The following is a 20,068-nucleotide window of genomic DNA, read 5'->3' on the forward strand; positions in this document are numbered from 1 at the left end:
GTCCCCTCAGTCCCGCGCGGCCAGCCCGAACCGGGCGCGCAGCCCGGCTCGCTCGTCGGGCGCCACGGAGAGCGCCCCGGCGGTCACGGTCTCGTAGACGGCCAGGATGTCCGCTCCGACGGTCGACCAGTCGAAGCGGCGCACGTGGCTGCTCCCCCTGGCGCGGAGCGCGGCCAGCCGCTCCTGGTCGCGCAGCAGGCCGACCGCGGCCTCCGCGAGGGCGTCGGGGTCCTCGTTGGCGTACAGCTGGCCCGCCTCGCCGCCGTCCAGCACCTGGGCGAACGCGTCGAGGTCGCTGGCCAGCACGGCGGCGCCGGAGGACATCGCCTCCACCAGGATGATGCCGAACGACTCGCCGCCGGTGTTGGGCGCGACGTAGAGGTCCACGCTGCGCAGCAGCCGCGCCTTGTCCTCGTCGCTGACCATGCCGAGGAACTCGACGCGGTCGCGCACCGCCTCGGGCAGCCCGGCGACCGCCTCCGCCTCATCACCCCGTCCCGCGACCAGCAGCCGGGTGCCGGGCACGGCCGCCACGATCCGCGGCAGGGCCTTCATCAGTACCGGGAGCCCCTTGCGCGGCTCGTCGATGCGCCCGATGAAGCCCAGGGTGCCGCCCTGCCACTCGGGCCTGGGGGCGGCGTCCGCGAAGAAGTGGACGTCCACCCCGTTGGGGATGACCACCGCGTCGCCGCCCAGGTGCTCGACGAGCGTGCGGCGCGCGTACTCGCTGACGGCGATCCGGGCGCTGATCTTCTCCAGCGCGGGCTGGAGGATCGGGTACGCGGCGATCATCGCCCGGGAGCGGGGGTTGGAGGTGTGGAAGGTGGCCACGATGGGGCCCTGGGCGGCCCAGCAGGCCAGCAGGGCGAGCGAGGGGGTGGCGGGCTCGTGGATGTGCAGGACGTCGAACTCGCCCTCGTGCACCCAGCGGCGTACCCGGGCCGCCGAGAGGAAGCCGAAGTTCAGCCGCGCGACCGATCCGTTGTAGGGCACGGGAACGGCGCGGCCCGCCGAGACCGCGTACGGCGGCAGCGGGGTCTCGTCGTCGGAGGGGGCGAGTACGGAGACCTGGTGGCCCAGCCCGATCAGGTGCTCGGCCAGGTCCCGGATGTGGAACTGGACGCCGCCGGGGACGTCCCAGGAATACGGGCAGACGATCCCGATCCTCACGCTCTCTCCCCACCTGGACCGAGGTCCTCGAGCCAGAGCCGTTGCAGCATGTGCCAGTCCTCGGGGTGCCGGGCGATCCCGTCGGCGAAGACGTCCGCCGTCGACTGTGTCATGGCCTGCGCCCGCTCCCGCCGACCGCCCCCCGCGGGCACCTCGACCGGCGGATGGACCCGCCCCTTCATCACCGGGGTGCCGTCGTACCAGAGCGTCACCGGCATCAGCAGCGCCCCGGTCTGCTGGGCCAGCATCGCGGGACCGGCGGGCATCCGGGCGGGGGCGCCGAAGAACTTCACCTCGACGCCGGACGCGGACAGGTCGCGGTCGGCGACCAGGCAGACCAGGCCGCCCGCCCGCAGCCGGCGGGCCAGGGTGCCGAATGCGGCGCCGCCCTCGTGCGGCAGCACCTCCATGCCCAGGCCCTCCCGGTAGGCGACGAAGCGGTCGTAGAGCGACTCGGGGCGCAGCCGCTCCGCGACGGTGGTGAAGCGCGCCCCCAGGTGCGTGGTCAGCCAGACCCCGGCCAGATCCCAGTTGGCCAGGTGCGGCAGGGCCAGGATCACCCCGCGCGGGGAGGCGATGCCCTCGGTGAGCCGCTCGACGTCGTGGATGTGCACGGCGCCGCCGATCCGCTCCCGGCTCCAGGCGGGCAGCCGGAAGGACTCCATCCAGTAGCGCAGGTACGAACGCATGCCCGCCCGGCCCAGCTGCGCCAGCTGCTCCGGGGAGGCGTCCGGGACGACCCGGGCCAGGTTCCGCTCCAGCTGCCGTACGCCGGTGCCGCGCCGCTTCCAGGTGCTGTCGGCGACCCGGCGGCCCAGTGCGGTGGCGACCGGCTCGGGCAGCCGCTTCACCCCCGCCCAGCCGAGGCCGTACAGCGAGCCCGTCAACCGGTCGCGGGCGGCGCTCATCCCTGCTCGCCGCCGGTGCCGGCACCCGTGCCCGGGGACGCGGAGGAGGAGTCGCTCCGCCCCCCGGCCGAGGCGGAGGCCGAGCCGGCGGCCTGGGGCTCGGCGTCCGCCTCGGCGGCCTCGCGGCGCACCGTGACCACGCGCTGCACCAGGGTCACCAGCGAACCCGCGGCGACGGCCCACAGCGCGATCGGCAGCAGCCACTCGATGTACGGCACGCCGAAGGTCTCCAGTCCGGCGAACCCGGCCGCCACCAGCGAGACGACGAGCCGCTCGGCCCGCTCGACCAGCCCGTTGACCGCCACCGGCAGCCCGATGCTCTCGCCCCGCGCCTTGGTGTACGACACCACCTGCCCGCTGGCCAGGCAGAAGAGGGTCACCGCGCAGAGCGTGAGGTCGTCACCGCCGCCCGCGTACCACAGGGCCAGCCCGGCGAAGATCGCCGCGTCCGCGACCCGGTCCAGGGTGGAGTCGAGAAAGGCGCCCCAGCGGCTGGAACGGCCCAGCTGCCGGGCCATGTTGCCGTCGACGAGGTCGGAGAAGACGAAGAGGGTGATGACCACCGTGCCCCAGAAGAACTCGCCCCTGGGATAGAAGGCCAGCGCTCCCGCCATCACTCCGCCGGTGCCGACGAGCGTGACCGCGTCCGGGCTCACGCCGAGGCGCAGCAGCAAGGTGGCGAACGGCGTGAGAACACGCGTGAAGAAAGCACGCGCGTACTTGTTCAGCATGGCCTTCCCGAAGGGTCGATACGAACCGGGCGGCCGGACGGGCCACCGGGGTGCCCCATCGTAGTCAGGCGCGCGGGGGCGGCGCGCGGCACGGCCCGCCCGGCCCGCTGCGCGACGTATGGACGCGCGCGGGCACCGGTGGAAAGCTCGAGGGGCGAGGCTTCGCCGGGCGGCCGGACGTGCGGCCCGGACGCCGAGGGTCCCCGTCCGGGAGGTAACGATGAGCGACAAGGCGAACGCACACCCCGGAGCCGCCGGCAGGGTACGGGCGGCCGACCGCCCCGCCGCGCTCCGCAACGTGGTGCTGGTCGGCCACAGCGGCGCGGGAAAGACCACCCTGGTCGAAGCCCTGGCCCTGGCGTCGGGCGCGGTCAGCCGGGCGGGCCGGGTGGAGGACGGCGGCTGCCTCTCCGACTACGACGAGATCGAGCACCGGCAGCAACGCTCGGTGCAGCTGTCCCTGGTGCCGGTGGAATGGGGCGGCGTCAAGATCAACCTCCTGGACACACCGGGGTACGCCGACTTCGTCGGGGAGCTGAGGGCCGGTCTGCGCGCGGCGGACGCGGCCCTCTTCGTCGTCTCGGCGGCGGACGGGGTGGACGGCGCGACGCGTGCGGTCTGGCAGGAGTGCGCGGCCGTGGGGATGCCGCGCGCGCTGGTGGTCACCCATCTGGAGGCCGCGCGGGCGGACTTCGCCGAGATGACCGCCCGGTGCCAGGAGGAGTTCGGCGGCGCGGACCCGGACGCCGTGCTCCCGCTGTACCTGCCGCTGTACGGTCCGCCGGGCGCGGACGGCCACGCGCCGGTGACGGGGCTGACCGGGCTGCTGTCGCAGCGTGTCTTCGACTACGCCACCGGTGAGCGCACCGAGCGGGACCCGGGCGCGGCTGAGCTGCCCGCGCTCGCGGCGGCGCGCGACCGCCTGATCGAGGGGATCATCGCCGAGAGCGAGGACGAGTCCCTGATGGAGCGGTACGTCGGCGGCGGGCAGTGCGACACCCAGACGCTGGTCGCGGACCTGGAGAAGGCCGTCGCCCGGGGCGTCTTCCATCCTGTGCTGGCGGCGGCGCCCGCGGTCGGCGGGGCGCGGCACGGCCTGGGCACCGTGGAGATCCTGGAGCTGATCACCGGCGGCTTCCCCGGCCCGCAGGAGCGCGGCATCCCGGCCGTCACGGCCCCGGACGGCTCGCCGCGCCCGCCGCTGACCTGCGATCCGGCCGGGCCGCTGGCGGCGGAGGTGGTGAAGACCTCCTCCGATCCCTACGTGGGGCGGCTCTCGCTGGTGCGGATCTTCTCCGGCACGCTGCGCCCCGACGAGACGGTGCACGTCTCCGGGCACGGGCTGACGGACCGCGGGCACGAGGACCACGACGTGGACGAGCGCGTGGGCGCCCTGTCCGCGCCCTTCGGCAAGCAGCAGCACGGGCTGGCCCGCGCCGTCGCGGGCGACCTCGCCTGCGTCGCGAAGCTGACCCGCGCCGAGACCGGGGACACCCTCTCGGCCAGGGGCGACCCGCTCCTGATGGAGCCGTGGGTGATGCCCGACCCGCTGCTGCCGGTCGCCATCGAGGCGCACAGCAAGGCGGACGAGGACAAGCTCTCGCAGGGGCTGGCCCGGCTGGTGGCGGAGGACCCGACCATGCGGCTGGAGCAGAGCCAGGAGACCGGCCAGGTGGTGCTGTGGTGCCTGGGCGAGGCGCACCGGGACGTCGCCCTGGAGCGGCTGCGGCTGCGCTACGGCGTGCGGGTGGACACGGTCACGCACCGGGTCGCGCTGCGCGAGACGTTCGCGGAGCGGGCGTCGGGGCGCGGGCGGCACGTCAAGCAGTCCGGCGGGCACGGGCAGTTCGCGATCTGCGAGATCACCGTGGACCCGCTGCCCAACGGCGCGGGCATCGAGTTCGTCGACAAGGTGGTGGGCGGCGCGGTGCCGCGCCAGTTCGTCCCGTCCGTCGAGAAGGGGGTACGCGCCCAGGCGGCCCGCGGCATCGCCGCCGGGTATCCGCTGGAGGACGTGCGGATCACCCTGCTGGACGGCAAGGCGCACTCGGTGGACTCCTCCGACGCCGCGTTCCAGACGGCGGGCGCGCTCGCCCTGCGGGACTGCGCGGAGGGGGCCCGCATCCATCTGCTGGAGCCGGTGGCGGAGGTGGTGGTGCGGGTCTCCGAGCGCTACGTGGGCCAGGTGATGAGCGATCTGTCCGGCCGCCGCGGCCGGGTCGTGGGCACCGAGCAGGCCGCGGAGGGCGGCACGCTGGTGCGGGCGGAGGTGCCGGAGGCGGAGATCGGCCGGTACGCGGTGGACCTGCGCTCGCTCTCGCACGGCACGGGCCGCTTCTCCCGTACGTACGTACGCCACGAGCCGATGCCCGAGCAGCTGGCCGCCAGGATGCGGGGCGAGCACGGCGGCGGCTGAGGGCACTTGGGGCGGGCCGGGCCGGTCGCCGCGAACGGGGTGAACCCCGCCTGAGGCGGCGCTAGTCTGGCAGCTGCGCACAACAGGTGTGCCGTCGGCGGCTCTTGGGAAAAACCCGAAGGTCGGTGATGGCTTTCCGGAAGCAGGGTGGGGGCACAGTGGCGGGGTTCGACGACCGCGGCAGCGAGACGACGGGGTACGACTTCAGCCCCGGCGCGGAGATCCCGCTCTCCGGAGCGGGGGGCCAGACGGCCGCGACGCACGCCCTCGCCTCCGCCGCCTACCGCGACGGACCCGTCGAGGCCCTCATCAAGGCCAACGAGGAGGCCTCGCAGAAGCCTCCCAAGCTCTCCCTCTTCGAGCCGAACCTGGGCGAGGCGTTCTCGCGCGGCGTGCAGACCAGGATGCTCGGCGGCGCCCGCAAACCGCTGATCCAGTCCTTCGGTACGGAGCCGCGGGCGGTCGTGGAGCACTGCCTGGCCGCCAACCGCATCCGCAAGGAGCGTGACTCGCGGCTGACGGTGGTCATGGTGATCTTCGGGCTGCTCTTCCTGCCCGGGGTGCTCCTGTGGCTCATCGTCTTCCAGCTGCGCCGCTCCATCGCGGGCTCGCAGAACAAGCGGGTGGGCGCGTTCGGCATGGCGGCGCTGGTCGCGCTGGGGATACTCGTCGCGGTCGTCCTCATCCGGCTGCCGCTGCAGGGCTTCTGGGCGCTCTACGTCCGGGCCATGGTGCTGGCGCCGCTGGTCGGCTGGCTGTGGGCGAAGCGGATCTGCGAGCGGTACGCGAAGGACCTGCGGGCACGCTGGTCCGCGCTGCTCTCCGGCGGCGGGATCGGCGCGAAGATCCCGGAGGCCGTCCCGCAGAACCCCAACGACGCGGGGGCCGAGCGCATCCGGCTCAGCCTGGCCAAGGTCGGCGCCGAGCAGGCCAGCAACCTCGTCTACTACGCGGGGCCCAAGGGGATACTGGGCATGGGCACCCGGTGGGGCAGCTGGCAGCTGGCCGAGGAGCTGCGCCCGGTGGACCCGGACGTCGAGATCAACCCCTTCCGCAGCTGGGATGTCGTGCGCGCCATCCACGACCAGCTCGGCATGCTGGAGCGCGGCCCGCTGCACACCGGCGGCTTCCCGACCCCGGGCATACAGCACTGGATCGTCTCCCCCATCGGCGAGGGCGCCAAGGACGTCAGCCGGCCGGAGGGCCAGGAGGTCGAGGGCTTCCGGATACGCGACTTCGAGGTCCAGCGGATCTGCAACGAGCAGCAGTTCGGCAGCGGCAACCGGCACTACCTGGGCGTGCAGTTCGTGCTCTGGGACGGCCAGTTGGTGATCACTCTGCTGATCACGGTCACGGTGCTGCACCACACCCTGCGCGTCGAGGTCACCGGGCACGCGCTGGGGCCGGTGCACCCGCTCTTCACCTCCAAGCCGAGCCCGAAGACCAAGGAGGTCTCCAAGAGCGTCCGCTTCTGGGAGACCAAGACGGTGACGCTGCCGCTGGTGGAGGCGAAGGAGGTCGTCCGGCTCGCCGCGCGCGCGCCGTTCACCTGGTTCCCGCCGGTGCTCGACTTCCTCGGCGGCAAGCTGTCGCTGCCCGAGCCGTTCGGGCTGCGGCACGCCTGGGCGGACAAGCCGTGGCGGCACCGCTTCATGGCGGACGACGCGCTGCGCGCGGCGACCCCGGTGCTGCGGGTGGTGCACGCGGCGGCCATCCGCGTGCTGGAGGAGAACGGCTGCCAGACGGCGGACTTCGGCTCCCGCTCGCAGGCCCTCAGCGGCGCGGTGCAGGCCGCGGTGCCGGGCAAGGCGGACGCGTACGACGCCTGAGCGGCGACCCCGCCGCCGCTCTCAGGCGGCGGGCCAGGCGTCCGCGAGCATCGCGCGGGTGTCGGCCAGGAGCTGCGGCAGGATCTTCGTGTGGCCGATGACCGGCATGAAGTTCGTGTCGCCGCCCCATCGGGGCACCACGTGCTGGTGCAGGTGTGCGGCGATGCCCGCGCCCGCGGCTGAGCCCTGGTTCATGCCGATGTTGAACCCGTGCGCGCCGGAGGCGGTGCGCAGCGCCGTCATGGCGCGCTTGGTGAACTCCGCCAGCTCGGCGGTCTCCTCGGACGTCAGGTCCGAGTAGTCGGCGACATGGCGGAACGGCACGGTCATCAGGTGCCCGCCGTTGTACGGGTAGAGGTTGAGCACCGCATAGACGTGCGCGCCGCGGGCGAGGACGAGTCCGTCCTCGTCGCTCTTGGCCGGGATGGTGCAGAACGGACAGCCGTCGGCCGAGCCCGGCCCGCTGGGCTTGTTCTCCCCCTGGATGTACGCCATCCGGTGCGGTGTCCACAGACGCTGGAAGGCGTCCGGCACCCCCACCCCGATCTGCTGCTCCGGCTCGCTGGTCATGCGGCCAGCATAAGTGGCCCGCACGGGGCCGCCGCAGCGAGGGGCGCGCCGCCGCGGCCCCGCACCCGCACCCGTGGGACAGCGCGGGTGCGGGGGTCGGGCGCGGGGCCGCCGGGGCCCGGGGGTCAGACCTGGACGCGCCGCTCGACCGCGTCCGCGATCTCGGCGAGGGCCTCCTCGCGGGGGATGCCGTTCTTCTGCGAGCCGTCGCGGTAGCGGAAGGAGACGGCGCCGGCGGCCAGGTCCTCGTCACCGGCGATGACCATGAAGGGCACCTTCTGCTTCTGCGCGTTCCGGATCTTCTTCTGCATCCGGTCGGAGGAGGCGTCCACCTCCACCCGCAGGCCGCGCCCCTTCGCCTCGGCGGCGAACTCCCGCAGGTAGGGCACGTGCGCGTCTCCGATGGGGATGCCGACGGCCTGGACGGGGGCCAGCCAGGCCGGGAAAGCACCCGCGTAGTGCTCCAGCAGCACCGCGAAGAACCGCTCGATGGAGCCGAACAGAGCCCGGTGGATCATCACCGGCTGCTGCCGCGAACCGTCGTCCGCGGTGTACTCCAGCGCGAAGCGCTTCGGCTGCTGGAAGTCGACCTGAATGGTCGACATCTGCCAGGTGCGGCCGATGGCGTCCTTGGCCTGGACGGAGATCTTGGGCCCGTAGTACGCGGCGCCGCCCGGGTCCATCACCAGTTCCAGCCCCTGCTTGCCGGCGGCCTCGCGCAGCGTCTCGGTGGCCTCCGCCCACTCCTCGGGTTCGCCGAGGAACTTCTCGGAGTCGCCCCGGGTGGACAGCTCCAGATAGAAGTCGCTGAGCCCGTAGTCGCGCAGCAGGTCCAGCACGAAGGTCAGCAGCCCGTCCAGCTCGCCAGGCATCTGCTCCTTGGTGCAGTAGATGTGCGAGTCGTCCTGGGTGAAGCCGCGGGCGCGGGTCATGCCGTGCACCACGCCGGACTTCTCGTACCGGTAGACCGTCCCGAACTCGAACAGCCGCAGCGGCAGTTCGCGGTAGGACCGGCCCCGCGCCCGGAAGATCAGGTTGTGCATCGGGCAGTTCATGGCCTTGAGGTAGTAGTCCTGCCCCTCGAACTCCATGGGCGGGAACATCGACTCGGCGTAGTGCGGCAGATGCCCGGAGGTCTCGAACAGCTTGGCCTTGGTGATGTGCGGGGTGTTGACGAACTCGTAGTCGGCCGCTTCGTGCCGCTTGCGCGAGTAGTCCTCCATGACCCGGCGCACGACGCCGCCGCGGGGGTGGAAGACGGCCAGCCCGGAGCCCAGCTCCTCGGGGATGGAGAAGAGGTCCAGCTCGGAGCCGAGCTTGCGGTGGTCGCGCTTGGCGGCCTCGGCCAGGAACTCCAGGTGCGCCTTGAGTTCGTCCTTGGTCGGCCAGGCCGTGCCGTAGATCCGCTGGAGCTGCTTGTTCTTCTCGCTGCCGCGCCAGTAGGCGGCGGCGCTGCGCATCAGCTTGAACGCGGGGATGTGCCGGGTGGTGGGCAGGTGCGGGCCCCGGCACAGGTCCTTCCAGCACAGCTCGCCCGTGCGGGCGTCGAGGTTGTCGTAGATGGTCAGCTCGCCCGCGCCGACCTCCGCGGAGGCGCCCTCGGCCGCCTCGGCGGCGGCGCCCTTGAGGCCGATCAGCTCCAGCTTGTACGGCTCTCCGGCCAGCTCCTGGCGGGCGTCCTCGTCGGTGGTGACCCGGCGGGCGAAGCGCTGCCCGCGCTTCTGGATCTCCTGCATCTTCTTCTCGACGCGCTTGAGGTCCTCGGGGGTGAAGGGCTCCTCGACGTCGAAGTCGTAGTAGAAGCCGTCCCTGATGGGCGGGCCGATGCCGAGCTTGGCCGCGGGGAAGAGTTCCTGCACGGCCTGGGCCATCACGTGCGCGGTGGAGTGCCGCAGGATGTCCAGGCCGTCCTGGCTAGTGAGGCCGACCGGCTCGACCTCGTCGCCGTCGGCGAGTTCGCAGGTGAGGTCCCGCAGCTCGCCGCCGACGCGGGCGGCGACCACGGAGCGGTCGCCCTCGAAGAGCGCGGCGGCCGTGGTGCCCGTGGTCACCACGCGTTCTTCCCGCTCGGAATCGCGTTGGATGATCACACGGACGTCCGCCACCGGTCTCTCCTGACATGCTGACTGGGCCGCGCCGGCGAGCGCCGGGCGCGTCAGGAATCGTACCGAGCGCCGGGGCCCCTCCGCGAAACGGTGCGACAGGGTTGGCCGGGGCCCGGGTGCGGTATCACCAGCCCGTGGCCACGGCGCGGATACCCGGGGGTGGGGCATGACGTTCTGGTACGAGGGGCCGCTCGCGGCGTTCGCCGCCTCCGCGACGGGCCTGGACGCCGAGCGTGACCGCCTCGTGTCCGCCTCGCTGGTGTGCCAGTCCGCCCCGGGCGCCGAGCCGGCGGCGCACCACTGGCACCCCGGCCCGCGGCCGGGCACCGGCGTGGAGGAGATGGCGCGCGCGCTGGCGGCGCGGTCGGCGGCGGGCATGCCGCTGGTGGTGCTGAACGCGCCGTTCGCGCTGACCCTGCTGGACCGCGAGCTGATACGGCACCGCGAGCTGACGCTGGCGGCCTGCCTGGGGCGCCACTCGCTGTGCGTGCTCGATCCGCTCGTCCTGGACCGGCGGTTCGACCCCGAGCGGCCGGGGCACCGGACGCTCGGGGCACTGTGCGCGCACTACGGCGCACCGGCCGCCCCGGAGCCGTCACCACTCCCGTCGCCGCTGGCGTCTCCACTGCCGTCGCCGGACGGCGGCGCGGGCGGGAGCACGGACGCGGACGCCGTCTGGGCGGCCACCGCCGCACTGCTGCTCGTACGCGCCCTGGGCCACCGGTTCGCCCCCCGGCTGTCCCGGCTCTCCCCCGCCGAACTGCACGCGCTCCAGGCCGTCTGGTACGCGGCGCGGGCGCGGGGGCTGGTCTCGTGGTGCGCACCGGCGGCCGCGGCGCCACCGGTCCACCCGGCCTGGCCCCTGCGCGGCGCCCGGCACCGCTGAGGCGCGCTCGCCCCCGGCTCAGCGGGTGCGGCGCAGCACCACCAGCCCGACGATGGCGCCGAGCGTGCACAGGCCGGACAGCACGCTCAGCGCCAGTTGGAGCGCGCCGTCGTCCATGAGCAGGCTCAGGACCACGTTGACGCCGAGGAAGATCAGGAGCACAGTCCACAGCGACGCCTTGAGCGCAGCGGTCATCGAGGGTCCCTCCCGGGGTTTCCGTAGTGGTCCATGGCACCGGCCACGCTACGGACGCGGCCCGCCCGGGGCGAGGGAGCACGCACCCGGAGCATGGTGGAGCGCGCTGTACCGTGGTCCCGGGTGGTGGGGTCACCTCCTGGCCCCACACCCTCGCATACGGTGAGGCACATGAAAGCGGCCCTGCACGCGGCGTGGCGGGCGTTCTGCCATCTGCTCGTCGGCTTCGCGCTGTCCCTGGTCTGCTACGTGGCCATCCCGCTGTTCGTCCTGTGCGCGGTCATGGCGGCGGCACTGATCGGTGCGGCCACCTGGCCCGAGGCGGTGCTCGCGCTGCGCCGCCTGGCCCGTTTCGCGCGCTCGCGCGCGGGCAGGCGGCTGGGCGTGCGGGTGCCGGAGCACTACCTGCCCATGGGCGGCCCGCTCACCGAGCGGGTACGCACGGCCAGTTGCGATCCGGGCACCTGGCGGGACGCGCGCTGGCTGGTCACCCAGGTGCTCATCGGTCCCCTGCTGCTGTACGTCTCGCTGCCCCTGTGGCCGCTGGCGCTGCTGGTGGACGGGGTGTGGTGCGGGCTGCTGCGCCGGCGGCCGGTGCTGCTGCCGGTGTTCGACGCGCTGGCGGACCTGGACTCCCGCTGGACCGCGGTGCTGCTGCGCCCCTCCCCCAGCGCTCAGCTGGCCGAGCGGGTCCAGGAGCTGTCGGTGACCCGGGCCGGCGCGGTGGCCGCCCACGGCGCCGAACTGCGCCGCATCGAACGCGATCTGCACGACGGCGCGCAGGCCCGGCTGGTGGCCCTGAGCATGCGCATCGGGCTGGCCCGGCGCGCGTACGGCACCGACCCGGAGGCGGGCCGGCGGCTGCTGGACGACGCACAGCAGCAGGCCGAGGAGGCGCTGGCGGAGCTGCGCCAGGTGGTGCGCGGCATCCATCCCCCGGTCCTGACCGACCGCGGCCTGACCGGCGCGGTACGGGCGCTGGCCGCCGCGCACCCGCTGCGGGTGACGGTGTGCGCGCCGGGGGTGGAGAAGGCGCCGCGCGCCGCGGCGGCGGTGGAGGCGGCGGCGTACTTCGTGGTCGCCGAGGCGCTGACGAACGCCGCGAAGCACAGCTCCGGCACCGCGGTCACGGTGACGCTGGACCGTACCCGCCCCACCGTGCTGCGCATACGCGCGGAGGACGACGGCTGCGGCGGTGCGCGTGAGGAGCGCGGCAGCGGCCTGCTGGGCATCCGCCGCCGGGTCGCCGCGCTGGACGGGACCGTAGCCTTGGACAGTCCTGTCGGAGGACCGACCGTCGTCGAGGTGGAGCTGCCGTGCGTGTGGTGATCGCGGAGGACAACGTGCTGTTGCGGGAGGGGCTGGTGCTCCTGCTGACCTCGGCGGGCCACGAGGTGGCCGGGGTGGCCGCCACCGGCCCCGAGGTGCTGCCCGCCCTGCTCAGCGGGCGCCCGGACGCGGCGGTGCTGGACGTAAGGCTGCCGCCGGGGTTCCGGGACGAGGGCCTGCGCGCGGCGCTCGCCGCCCGCCGGGAGATGCCGGACCTTCCGGTGCTGGTGCTGTCGCAGTACGTCGAGGAGGCGTACGCGGCCGAGCTGCTGGCCGGCGGGGCGCGCGGGCTGGGCTACCTGCTCAAGGACCGGGTGGGGCGGGTGGAGGAGTTCCTGGAGGCGCTGGAGCGGGTCGCCGCGGGCGGCACCGCGCTGGACCCGGAGGTGGTCACCGAGCTGATGTCCCGCCGCGGCCGGGAGGATTCACTGGAGTCGCTGACCCCGCGCGAGCGGGAGGTGCTCCAGCTCATGGCGCAGGGGCACGGCAACACCGAGATCGCGAGCCGCCTGTCGGTATCCGAGCGGGCGGTCAGCAAGCACATCGGGAACGTCTTCGTGAAGCTGGGCCTGCCGCCGAGCGACAGCGGCCACCGGCGCGTGCTGGCCGTGCTCGCCTACCTCAACGCCGGAGGCCGACCCGTCAGTTGACGGACCGGCCTCTGCTGGAGGTGGGCGATACTGGGTTCGAACCAGTGACCTCTTCGGTGTGAACGAAGCGCTCTTCCACTGAGCTAATCGCCCCCTTGGCGCCCGCGGACCGTACGGTCCTGGACACGGAGAGAACCATACCGTGCCGCTCACCCTTCATCCAAACCCCTTCCCTCCTCGGCCAGCAGCCTGCTCAGCCCGCGACGGCCCCCGCGCATCATCAGCGCGTGGTTGGCCAGGAACAGCGGACGGCCGGGCAGAGCGAGCGCGCGCATCAGCGGCTTGCACACCTCCACCCGCTGGTCGTAGACGGCGCGGGTGCGGGCGGCCCCGTCGGGCAGCAGCGTCCAGCGGGCGCGTCCGGCCAGATCCCCGCTCAGCTCGACCTCCAGCACCCCGGCCACCGGGTCGCGCCGGAGCGCACGGACGGTGACCTCGAGGTCGTACGGCAGGAAGGAGCGGAAACGCGCGGTGCCGGAGTCCTCGTCCCGTGGACGCACCTCGCGCACCTGGCGCCACCACGAGGTGTACTCCTCAGCACGCTCCAGCACGCGGAAGACGGCGCGCGGGGGTGCGGGCAGCGGCCAGACACTGCGGAAGCGGTACTGGTTCCACCGGTCCGCCATCGCGCCTCAGCCGGGCAGGAGGGGACTGGGCCCGAGCGGGCCGGGGGAGATGCGGCAGGCTTCCGGGATCATCGGAGCCAGTCTACGGGTGGTGGGCGATACTGGGTTCGAACCAGTGACCTCTTCGGTGTGAACGAAGCGCTCTTCCACTGAGCTAATCGCCCGCTGCGGCCACCACATTACCGCATGTCAGCGGGTGCTCAAGACCGTTTGCGCGCGGCCCGCCGGGCCTTGCGGCGCTTGAGGTAGTCGGTGCCGTCGGCGAGCTTGCGCCGGGTCCAGCGCATGACGAGCTGGGCCCAGACGAACTCCGTCGCCCACACCGCCATGCCGCCGAAGATGATCAGCCAGCCCGGACCGGGCAGCGGCAGCAGGATCACCCCGGTCACCACGATCACGAGCCCGACCAGGAAGACGCCCACCTGCCAGCTCATGTGCAGCGGGCGGCGCGCGCGGATGAAGTGCGGCGCGCGTGAACCCAGCGGCCTCTCCGCCTTCACCCCGGCCTTGACCCCGGCTTCGGCCGCCACCCCCGACCCGGCCGTCGGCCCGTCCGCCGCCCCGCCGGCCTTCTCGGCCCGCTCCCCACCCTGCGTCGCGTCACCCTGCACGTCCATGTCGGCAAACTTACCGGACCGTTTCTCCTCACCCACGTGGTCGTACGACGGAATCGCCGCTTAGGCCACTCGAAGGACCCGAAGCCTCACAAAACGGTCAGAGGGGTTTACAACCGCCCGGTAGGTGGCATGTCGATTTCGCCGACGTGCGAATCCCCGAGCGCACACTGAGCGAAAGGCCCTGGCGCTTATGAACACCACGGTCAGCTGCGAGCTGCACCTGCGCCTCGTTGTTTCGAGCGAGTCATCACTGCCTGTACCCGCGGGCCTGCGGTATGACACGGCCGATCCCTACGCCGTGCACGCCACCTTCCACACCGGCGCCGAGGAGACCGTCGAGTGGGTATTCGCCCGCGATCTCCTGGCCGAGGGCCTCCACCGGCCCACCGGCACCGGTGACGTCCGGGTCTGGCCCTCCCGCAGCCACGGTCAGGGAGTCGTCTGCATCGCCCTCAGCTCCCCCGAGGGCGAAGCCCTGCTCGAGGCCCCCGCCAGGGCCCTCGAGTCGTTCCTCAAACGCACCGACGCCGCGGTGCCGCCCGGCACCGAGCATCGCCACTTCGACCTGGACACGGAGCTCTCGCACATCCTCGCGGAGAGCTGAGACCCGCCGGCCCGCCACAGCCGTCCGACTCGGGGCGACGGCTGGGAACCACTCCCTCGTGGGGGCCGGCGGCCGTACACGGCGCACGGTGACGCCGCCATCACGCGACTGTCGCGGTGGCGGCGTCACCGTGCGCCCGAGCGGCTAGGCTGCATCGCACCCGGTCCGTTACGGTCAGGAGCGACTGTGCAGATCAACCACGACACGCAGTGCGCACTCGACGACGTCGTCGATCTGCTGAACACCGCGCCCGAAGGCGACGCACCCGACGGCCTGGTCACCGTCGCCGACCTCCGCGCCTACGCCGAGCGCAACGACGTGAGCGACGTCGGCGAGCTGACCGAGAGCGACCTGGCCGCCGTCCGCTCCGTGCGCGAGCGCTTCGCCCGCGTCTTCGCGGCGGACGACGCGCGCACGGCGGTGCGGCTGATCAACGGGCTGGTCGCCGAGGCGGGTACGACACCACAGCTCACCGACCACGACGGGTACGACTGGCACGTCCACTACTTCGCACCCGGCGCCTCACTGGCCCACCACATCGCGGCCGACGGCGGGATGGCGCTCGCCTTCGTCATCGTCTCCGGTGAGCGGGACCGGCTGCGCCGCTGCGAGGCGCCGGAGTGCCCGCGCGCCTTCATCGACCTCTCCCGGAACCGCTCGCGCCGCTACTGCGACAGCCGGACCTGCGGAAACCGCCTGCACGTCGCGGCCTACCGGGCGCGGCGGCGCGAGTCCGCACCCAGCCCCCGCTGACCGGCGCACGCGCCTTGGGCAGCCGGCCGGCCCGGCTCACAGCAGGAGGAGATCGTAGGCCCCGGTGATCGCCAGCAGGACGCCGACGACCGCCAGGAAGAGCATCAGCGGTGGCTGCGAAAGAGCGAACAGGCACCCTCGGTTCTCCGTAGGTGCGGGCGCCTCGGGCGCGGGTTCGTCGGCCCCGGGCAGGGGGGTGTGCTGGGTGTGCGTCATCTCGCCGCGATGATGGCGCACTCATGGCCTGGACCAGGCTCAACACGCCAGCCCGGCCGAGGAGTTCGTCAGATTCCGTGCTTCTTGAGAATCGCCTCGATGTCCGAGAAGTCCTCTCCGCCGCCCGTCGCGCCCTTGGACTTGGGCTTCGCCGCCGGCTTCGCACCCCGCTGCGGCTGCCCCGCGGAGGGGCCGGCTCCCAGCGAGGGGGCCCCACCGGCCGCGGCCTGCTCACGCTCGGCCCGGGCGGCCGAGCGGCGCTCCTTGCGCGAGCGGGTGTCGGCACCCTCGCCCGCGCCGCGCCCGGCAGCGACCCGCGCGATCACGTAGAGCACCACGGCGACGGCCAGTACGGCGAAGCCCGACCAGACGCTGGGCTTGAGCACCAGGTCGGTGCCCCAGTCGCCGACCGCCTTGCCCACCTTGCCGCCGAGCTTCACCAGCCCGGCCATGGCCAGCCCCACGGGCAGCAGCGCGAAAGCGGCGATGCGGGTGGCGGCGACGAAGCGGCGGCGGTAGGCCGTCAGGAAGGCGATGGCCAGCCCGGCCGCCGAGAGCGCGGTGCAGACGGTCGTGGTGAGCATGTCTCCATCGTGCACTGTTTCTGGGCGTTATGGGGCAGGCCCAGTCGGATTTTCAGGGGGATCTGGGGGGTTCTCCTCCCTGGGTGGGAGACTGTGGCACATGAACGACTCCCCCGCCTCCCGCCCCGTACTCGACCTCTGGTGCGATCTCCAGTGCCCCGACTGCCATCAGGCGCAGGGCGATCTGCGCGCGCTGCGCACCCGGTACGCGGACGCGCTGGAGATCCGCTGGCGGCACTTCCCCCTGGAGCGCCACCGGTACGCCTACGCGGCGGCGCAGGCGGCCGAGGAGGCGTACGCACAGGGGAAGGGGCAGGAGTACACCGAGGCCCTGCTGGCGCGCACCGCCGAGCTGGCCGCGCGCGGCGAGGCCGTGCTCGGCGAGGTGGCCACCGAGCTGGGGCTGGACGCCGGGGAGGTCGAGTCGGCGCTGATCGACGGGCGGCACCTGCTGATCGTGGACGCCGACCAGGCCGAGGCCAAGGCGATCGGGGTGACCGGTACGCCCACGTACGTGATCGGCGGCGAGCGGCTGGACGGCGGCAAGAGCCAGGAGGGGCTGCGCGAGCGGATCGAGGAGATCGCGGACAAACTGCTCGGCCGGTGACGGCGCCGCGGACCCGACCACCCTGCCCGGCACCGCCGCCGGGCGGGCGGGCGGCTACAGCGCCTTGGCGAGCGAGTGCGCCAACGGCCGGTAGCCCAGCGACTCGTACAGATGCCGCGCCGGGGCGTTGCCGGGGTCGACGTTGAGCCCGAGCAGACCTACCCCCGCCGCACGGGCCTCCCGCTCGGCGAGCAGCATCAGAGCGCGTCCGTGCCCTCGTCCGCGGAGCGGCTCGTAGACCTCGACGGTGTAGACCCATCCCGCCACCCCGGGCCGTGGCGCCCCGTCCACCCTGACCCAGACGGTGCCCACGTCCGTGCCCTGGTGCGTCAGCACCCGCATGACCACGCCGACAGTGCCGGGGCCGTCGGGCAGCAAACGCTGGTGGGCCTCGTCCGCCAGCTCCCGCGCCTCGTCCGGAGGAACCCCCAGGGCCTTGTGGATCTCCAACTGCTGCGCCACGTCACGGGCGCGCCATGCCGCGTAGTCCGCGCCGTCCATCAAACGGGCGGCGCTGCCGGGCGGCAGGTCGGGGGTGTGCGAGAGCTCCTTGGTCATGGCGCGGCCGTGCTCGCGGTAACCGAGCGCCAGCGCCAGGTCCAGCGCGCCCGCCGCCCCGGCCGGAACCTCACCGTCCACCCGTACGCAGTCCCACGCCCGCAGCGCCTCCTCGGCCGCCAGCAGCGCGACGGTGGCGCGGCCCCGGCGCCGCTCCGCCGGGTCGACGGCCAGCCGCTCGATCCGGCCGGTGCGGGACTTCCGCCCCTCGCCCGTGCGCAGCAGGACCGTGCCGACGGCGCGCGCGTTCACACAGATCTCGTACGGGCGCGAGCGCCCGCCCGCCGGTGTCCGCTCCTCGGGCCCGGCCGGGCGCAGCGTGGTGGTCACCGGCTCACGCGTCCGGCTGGGCGGCGGCCCGCTCGGCGAAGACCCGCATCGCCTTGGCGGTGACCGGACCGGGGGCACCGGCCAGCTCGCGGCCGTCCACCCGCCGGACGGCCTGGATGTCCCGCAGCGAGGAAGTCAGGAAGATCTCGTCCGCGCGCTCCAGCACGTCCAGCGGCAGGTCGGTCTCCTGGGCACCGGACCACTCCGCCACCAGGGCGCGGGTGATGCCGGGCAGGCAGCCGGAGGTGACCGGCGGGGTGTGCAGGGTGCCGTCGAGGACGACGAAGACGTTGGAGCCGGTGCCCTCGCACAGCCGGCCCGCGGTGTTGCCGAACAGTGCCTCGCTCGCGCCGTGCCGGCGGGCGTAGGCCAGCGCGACGACGTTCTCCGCGTAGGAGGTCGTCTTGAGGCCGGCCAGCGCGCCGCGCTCGTTGCGGGTCCAGTCGACCGTGGCCACGGCGGTGGCGTCGGGCCGTCGGGGCGCCTCGCCGAGGGCGACCACCAGGGTGGGTCCGGCCTCGCCCCGGTCGGAGCCGAGCGGGCCTACGCCGCCGGTGTAGGTGATCCGCAGCCGCCCCAGCGGCATCGGGTTCGCCGCCAGCACCTCGGCGCACGCCCGGCGTACCTCGTCCAGGTCGGGTTCCGGCAGGCCCAGGCCGTGCGCCGAGCGGGCCAGCCGGGCCAGGTGGCGGGTGAGCGCGAAGGGGGTGCCGTCGGTGGCCTTGACCGTCTCGAAGACCCCGTCTCCGGCAGTCATTCCGTGGTCGAGCACGGAGACCCGTGCGTCGCCCGGGTCGCGCAGTGAGCCGTCGAGCCAGATCCTCACGTCGTCGTCCTCTCGTCCTTCTCGTCCCGCTGGTGCCCGGGAAAGCGCCGATGCCCGTACGCGTGCCCGGGGCCACCGGCAGCCCGGGGGTCCGTCCGGTGCCCGGCGGCCGGGTACGCACCCGACGCTACCGCGAGCAGCCGCGCCGCCTTCAGCTCGGTCTCGCGCCACTCACCCTCCGGATCGGAGCCCCAGGTGATCCCGGCGCCGGTGCCGAACCGCAGCGCGGGACCGCCGGGCAGCGTGCGGTCGATCCAGAACGTACGGATGCCGACGGCCAGTTCACCGGTGCCCCGGTCGGCGTCGACCCAGCCGACGCCGCCGCAGTACGGGCCGCGCGGCGCCGTCTCCAGCGCGGAGATGACGCGCAGCGCGCGGGATTTGGGCGCACCGGTGACCGAGCCGGGCGGGAAGGAGGCGGACAGCAGCCGCGCCCAGGCGGTGCCGCAGTGCTCCTCGGCCAGCTCGCCGCGCACCGTGGACACGAGATGGACCAGGCCCGGATGCTCCTCGACGGCGCACAGCGACGGGACGGTGACCGATCCGGGCACGCAGACGCGGCCCAGGTCGTTGCGGACCAGGTCGACGATCATCACGTTCTCGGCATGGTCCTTGGGCCGCAGATCGGCGGCGGTGCGGCCGGTGCCCTTGATCGGGCCGGAGCTGACCTGTGAGCCGTCGCGGCGCAGATACAGCTCGGGCGAGGCCGTGGCGACCTCGACGCCGTACGCGGGCAGCCGCACGACGCCGCCGTACGGGGCGGGGTTGCCGCGCGCCAGCAGGGCGCCCAGGCCGTCGATGTCGCAGGCGGCGGGGTCACCGGGCACGGGCAGCGGCGCGGTCAGCACGCGGCACAGGTTCGCCTGGTACACCTCGCCCTCGGCTATGTGCCGGCGGATGCGGCGCACCCCGGCCAGGTAGCCGGCGCGGTCCAGGGAGCTGCTCCAGTCGGCGGGCGCGGGCCCCCGCCAGCGCTCGGCCGCGGCGGGCATGGGCACCGCGTGGCGCGTGCGGCCCGTACGCGCCTGGGGGACGCGCCGTACGTCGCCGAAACGCGCGCAGGTCAGGCCGCCCTCGAAGTCGGCGACGACCGCCCACCAGCCCGAGGAGTCCAGTGCCGCCGGGTCGCTGGTGACATCGCGGAGATCGCCTGCGACGAGGCCGGCGAAGCGGGCGAGCGGGGGTGGAGGGCGCACACGGGAAGTGTAGGAGGCGCCGCCACGGGGCCACGCTGGGGAAACGGAATTTGAGCTGGCTCCGTAATCCGCTAAAGTTCAACACGTCGCCGGGGTGTTCACGCCCCGGAGCACGGCACCTGCGGACGTGGCTCAGTTGGTAGAGCATCACCTTGCCAAGGTGAGGGTCGCGAGTTCGAATCTCGTCGTCCGCTCGGATAGGGGTACTGTGGCCCCTGCCATGGTGGAGTGGCCGAGAGGCGAGGCAACGGCCTGCAAAGCCGTCTACACGGGTTCAAATCCCGTCTCCACCTCGGACGATTAGCTCAGCGGGAGAGCGCTTCCCTGACACGGAAGAGGTCACTGGTTCAATCCCAGTATCG

Annotated in this window: 20 protein-coding genes, 4 tRNA genes and 1 pseudogene; 10 read left to right on the forward strand and 15 right to left on the reverse strand. The window is 73.4% G+C overall.

Annotated features, from left to right (window positions below; translation table 11 throughout):
• Positions 1-6: 6 nt before the first annotated feature.
• The 3 genes from H299_RS0128085 to pgsA are packed head-to-tail and all read right to left on the reverse strand — an operon-like array spanning position 7 to position 2,809.
• Positions 7-1,170, reverse strand: coding sequence for a glycosyltransferase family 4 protein (locus tag H299_RS0128085; protein ID WP_027751137.1), 1,164 nt, complete (start codon positions 1,168-1,170; stop codon positions 7-9).
• Positions 1,167-2,078, reverse strand: coding sequence for a phosphatidylinositol mannoside acyltransferase (locus H299_RS0128090; RefSeq protein WP_027751138.1), 912 nt, complete (start codon positions 2,076-2,078; stop codon positions 1,167-1,169). Before H299_RS0128090 ends, H299_RS0128085 begins: the two co-directional genes overlap by 4 nt.
• The gene (gene pgsA, locus H299_RS0128095; RefSeq protein ID WP_027751139.1) at positions 2,075-2,809 is read right to left on the reverse strand and encodes a phosphatidylinositol phosphate synthase; all 735 of its coding nucleotides are present in this window, start codon (positions 2,807-2,809) and stop codon (positions 2,075-2,077) included. Before pgsA ends, H299_RS0128090 begins: the two co-directional genes overlap by 4 nt.
• Positions 2,810-3,029: 220 nt before the next feature.
• Between pgsA and H299_RS0128100 the strand changes: the two genes are divergently transcribed.
• The gene (locus H299_RS0128100) at positions 3,030-5,225 is read left to right on the forward strand and encodes an elongation factor G-like protein EF-G2 (protein ID WP_027751140.1); all 2,196 of its coding nucleotides are present in this window, start codon (positions 3,030-3,032) and stop codon (positions 5,223-5,225) included.
• A gap of 158 nt (positions 5,226-5,383) precedes the next feature.
• Complete coding sequence (locus tag H299_RS0128105; protein ID WP_027751141.1) at positions 5,384-7,054, forward strand: hypothetical protein; 1,671 nt, start codon at positions 5,384-5,386, stop codon at positions 7,052-7,054.
• 21 nt (positions 7,055-7,075) lie between these two features.
• On the opposite strand, the gene H299_RS0128110 is transcribed toward H299_RS0128105, so the two are convergent.
• The gene (locus H299_RS0128110) at positions 7,076-7,624 is read right to left on the reverse strand and encodes an HIT family protein (RefSeq protein WP_027751142.1); all 549 of its coding nucleotides are present in this window, start codon (positions 7,622-7,624) and stop codon (positions 7,076-7,078) included.
• 125 nt (positions 7,625-7,749) lie between these two features.
• Positions 7,750-9,729 (reverse strand): threonine--tRNA ligase, encoded by a 1,980-nt coding sequence (thrS, locus tag H299_RS0128115; protein ID WP_027751143.1) that lies wholly within the window; start codon positions 9,727-9,729, stop codon positions 7,750-7,752.
• Between the two features lie 166 nt (positions 9,730-9,895).
• Between thrS and H299_RS0128120 the strand changes: the two genes are divergently transcribed.
• Positions 9,896-10,615 carry a hypothetical protein gene (locus tag H299_RS0128120; RefSeq protein WP_027751144.1) on the forward strand — a complete coding sequence of 240 codons (720 nt, stop codon included), beginning with the start codon at positions 9,896-9,898 and terminating at the stop codon, positions 10,613-10,615.
• 18 nt (positions 10,616-10,633) lie between these two features.
• Here H299_RS0128120 and H299_RS40035 read toward each other — a convergent pair whose 3' ends face one another.
• A complete protein-coding gene (locus tag H299_RS40035) occupies positions 10,634-10,810 on the reverse strand; it encodes a hypothetical protein (RefSeq protein WP_199782516.1) in 177 nt (58 codons plus the stop codon).
• Between the two features lie 171 nt (positions 10,811-10,981).
• Between H299_RS40035 and H299_RS0128130 the strand changes: the two genes are divergently transcribed.
• Both H299_RS0128130 and H299_RS0128135 read left to right on the forward strand, forming a co-directional pair.
• On the forward strand, positions 10,982-12,139 hold the full coding sequence (locus H299_RS0128130) for a histidine kinase (protein ID WP_027751145.1): 1,158 nt from the start codon (positions 10,982-10,984) through the stop codon (positions 12,137-12,139).
• A complete protein-coding gene (locus tag H299_RS0128135) occupies positions 12,127-12,789 on the forward strand; it encodes a response regulator transcription factor (protein WP_027751146.1) in 663 nt (220 codons plus the stop codon). Before H299_RS0128130 ends, H299_RS0128135 begins: the two co-directional genes overlap by 13 nt.
• A 21-nt stretch (positions 12,790-12,810) precedes the next feature.
• Here H299_RS0128135 and H299_RS0128140 read toward each other — a convergent pair.
• The 4 genes and pseudogenes from H299_RS0128140 to H299_RS36720 form a co-directional block, all read right to left on the reverse strand.
• Positions 12,811-12,882 (reverse strand) — tRNA-Val (locus tag H299_RS0128140).
• Positions 12,883-12,938: 56 nt separating this feature from the next.
• Positions 12,939-13,415, reverse strand: coding sequence for an SRPBCC family protein (locus H299_RS0128145; protein WP_027751147.1), 477 nt, complete (start codon positions 13,413-13,415; stop codon positions 12,939-12,941).
• Positions 13,416-13,504: 89 nt separating this feature from the next.
• Positions 13,505-13,579, reverse strand: a tRNA-Val gene (locus tag H299_RS0128150).
• Between the two features lie 57 nt (positions 13,580-13,636).
• Positions 13,637-14,032: pseudogene (locus tag H299_RS36720) on the reverse strand (TIGR02611 family protein); the annotation flags it as partial.
• A 190-nt stretch (positions 14,033-14,222) separates the two neighbouring features.
• Here H299_RS36720 and H299_RS0128160 point away from each other — a divergent pair.
• Positions 14,223-14,636: an SsgA family sporulation/cell division regulator gene (locus H299_RS0128160; protein WP_003959770.1), complete on the forward strand. Its 414-nt coding sequence runs from the start codon at positions 14,223-14,225 to the stop codon at positions 14,634-14,636.
• Between the two features lie 186 nt (positions 14,637-14,822).
• Entirely contained in the window at positions 14,823-15,389 is a 567-nt protein-coding gene (locus H299_RS0128165; RefSeq protein ID WP_027751148.1) for a CGNR zinc finger domain-containing protein, read from the forward strand.
• Between the two features lie 36 nt (positions 15,390-15,425).
• Here the strand turns inward: H299_RS0128165 and H299_RS36725 are convergent, their stop codons facing one another.
• Together H299_RS36725 and H299_RS0128175 are read right to left on the reverse strand one after the other, a co-directional pair.
• A complete protein-coding gene (locus H299_RS36725; RefSeq protein WP_037761107.1) occupies positions 15,426-15,605 on the reverse strand; it encodes a hypothetical protein in 180 nt (59 codons plus the stop codon).
• A 68-nt stretch (positions 15,606-15,673) separates the two neighbouring features.
• Positions 15,674-16,189, reverse strand: coding sequence for a hypothetical protein (locus H299_RS0128175; RefSeq protein ID WP_027751149.1), 516 nt, complete (start codon positions 16,187-16,189; stop codon positions 15,674-15,676).
• 100 nt (positions 16,190-16,289) lie between these two features.
• Here H299_RS0128175 and H299_RS0128180 point away from each other — a divergent pair, with 100 nt between their 5' ends.
• Positions 16,290-16,796: a DsbA family protein gene (locus H299_RS0128180; protein ID WP_027751150.1), complete on the forward strand. Its 507-nt coding sequence runs from the start codon at positions 16,290-16,292 to the stop codon at positions 16,794-16,796.
• A 54-nt stretch (positions 16,797-16,850) separates the two neighbouring features.
• On the opposite strand, the gene H299_RS0128185 is transcribed toward H299_RS0128180, so the two are convergent.
• From H299_RS0128185 to H299_RS36730, 3 genes are read right to left on the reverse strand one after another with little or no spacing between them, the layout of a single operon-like run.
• Positions 16,851-17,684 (reverse strand): GNAT family N-acetyltransferase, encoded by an 834-nt coding sequence (locus H299_RS0128185; protein ID WP_027751151.1) that lies wholly within the window; start codon positions 17,682-17,684, stop codon positions 16,851-16,853.
• A 4-nt stretch (positions 17,685-17,688) separates the two neighbouring features.
• Complete coding sequence (locus H299_RS0128190) at positions 17,689-18,510, reverse strand: aminodeoxychorismate lyase (RefSeq protein ID WP_027751152.1); 822 nt, start codon at positions 18,508-18,510, stop codon at positions 17,689-17,691.
• A complete protein-coding gene (locus tag H299_RS36730; RefSeq protein WP_078513111.1) occupies positions 18,507-19,706 on the reverse strand; it encodes a chorismate-binding protein in 1,200 nt (399 codons plus the stop codon). The genes H299_RS0128190 and H299_RS36730 overlap by 4 nt, the downstream gene beginning before the upstream one ends.
• A 121-nt stretch (positions 19,707-19,827) precedes the next feature.
• On the opposite strand from H299_RS36730, the gene H299_RS0128200 reads away from it, so the two are divergent.
• Positions 19,828-19,900 (forward strand) — tRNA-Gly (locus H299_RS0128200).
• Positions 19,901-19,928: 28 nt separating this feature from the next.
• Positions 19,929-19,999: transfer RNA gene (locus H299_RS0128205), tRNA-Cys, on the forward strand.
• The last annotated feature ends 69 nt before the right edge of the window (positions 20,000-20,068 follow it).

Source organism: Streptomyces sp. CNH287, from assembly GCF_000424825.1.

Excerpts from the sequence above, each read along its gene's own strand:
- H299_RS0128090 (WP_027751138.1), bottom strand. The coding sequence starts at position 2,078 with ATGAGCGCCGCCCGCGACCGGTTGACGGGCTCGCTGTACGGCCTCGGC.
- pgsA (WP_027751139.1), bottom strand. The coding sequence starts at position 2,809 with ATGCTGAACAAGTACGCGCGTGCTTTCTTCACGCGTGTTCTCACGCCG.
- H299_RS0128100 (WP_027751140.1), top strand. The coding sequence starts at position 3,030 with ATGAGCGACAAGGCGAACGCACACCCCGGAGCCGCCGGCAGGGTACGG.
- H299_RS0128110 (WP_027751142.1), bottom strand. The coding sequence starts at position 7,624 with ATGACCAGCGAGCCGGAGCAGCAGATCGGGGTGGGGGTGCCGGACGCC.
- H299_RS0128120 (WP_027751144.1), top strand. The coding sequence starts at position 9,896 with ATGACGTTCTGGTACGAGGGGCCGCTCGCGGCGTTCGCCGCCTCCGCG.
- H299_RS40035 (WP_199782516.1), bottom strand. The coding sequence starts at position 10,810 with ATGACCGCTGCGCTCAAGGCGTCGCTGTGGACTGTGCTCCTGATCTTC.
- H299_RS0128130 (WP_027751145.1), top strand. The coding sequence starts at position 10,982 with ATGAAAGCGGCCCTGCACGCGGCGTGGCGGGCGTTCTGCCATCTGCTC.
- H299_RS0128145 (WP_027751147.1), bottom strand. The coding sequence starts at position 13,415 with ATGGCGGACCGGTGGAACCAGTACCGCTTCCGCAGTGTCTGGCCGCTG.
- H299_RS0128160 (WP_003959770.1), top strand. The coding sequence starts at position 14,223 with ATGAACACCACGGTCAGCTGCGAGCTGCACCTGCGCCTCGTTGTTTCG.
- H299_RS36725 (WP_037761107.1), bottom strand. The coding sequence starts at position 15,605 with ATGACGCACACCCAGCACACCCCCCTGCCCGGGGCCGACGAACCCGCG.
- H299_RS0128175 (WP_027751149.1), bottom strand. The coding sequence starts at position 16,189 with ATGCTCACCACGACCGTCTGCACCGCGCTCTCGGCGGCCGGGCTGGCC.
- H299_RS0128180 (WP_027751150.1), top strand. The coding sequence starts at position 16,290 with ATGAACGACTCCCCCGCCTCCCGCCCCGTACTCGACCTCTGGTGCGAT.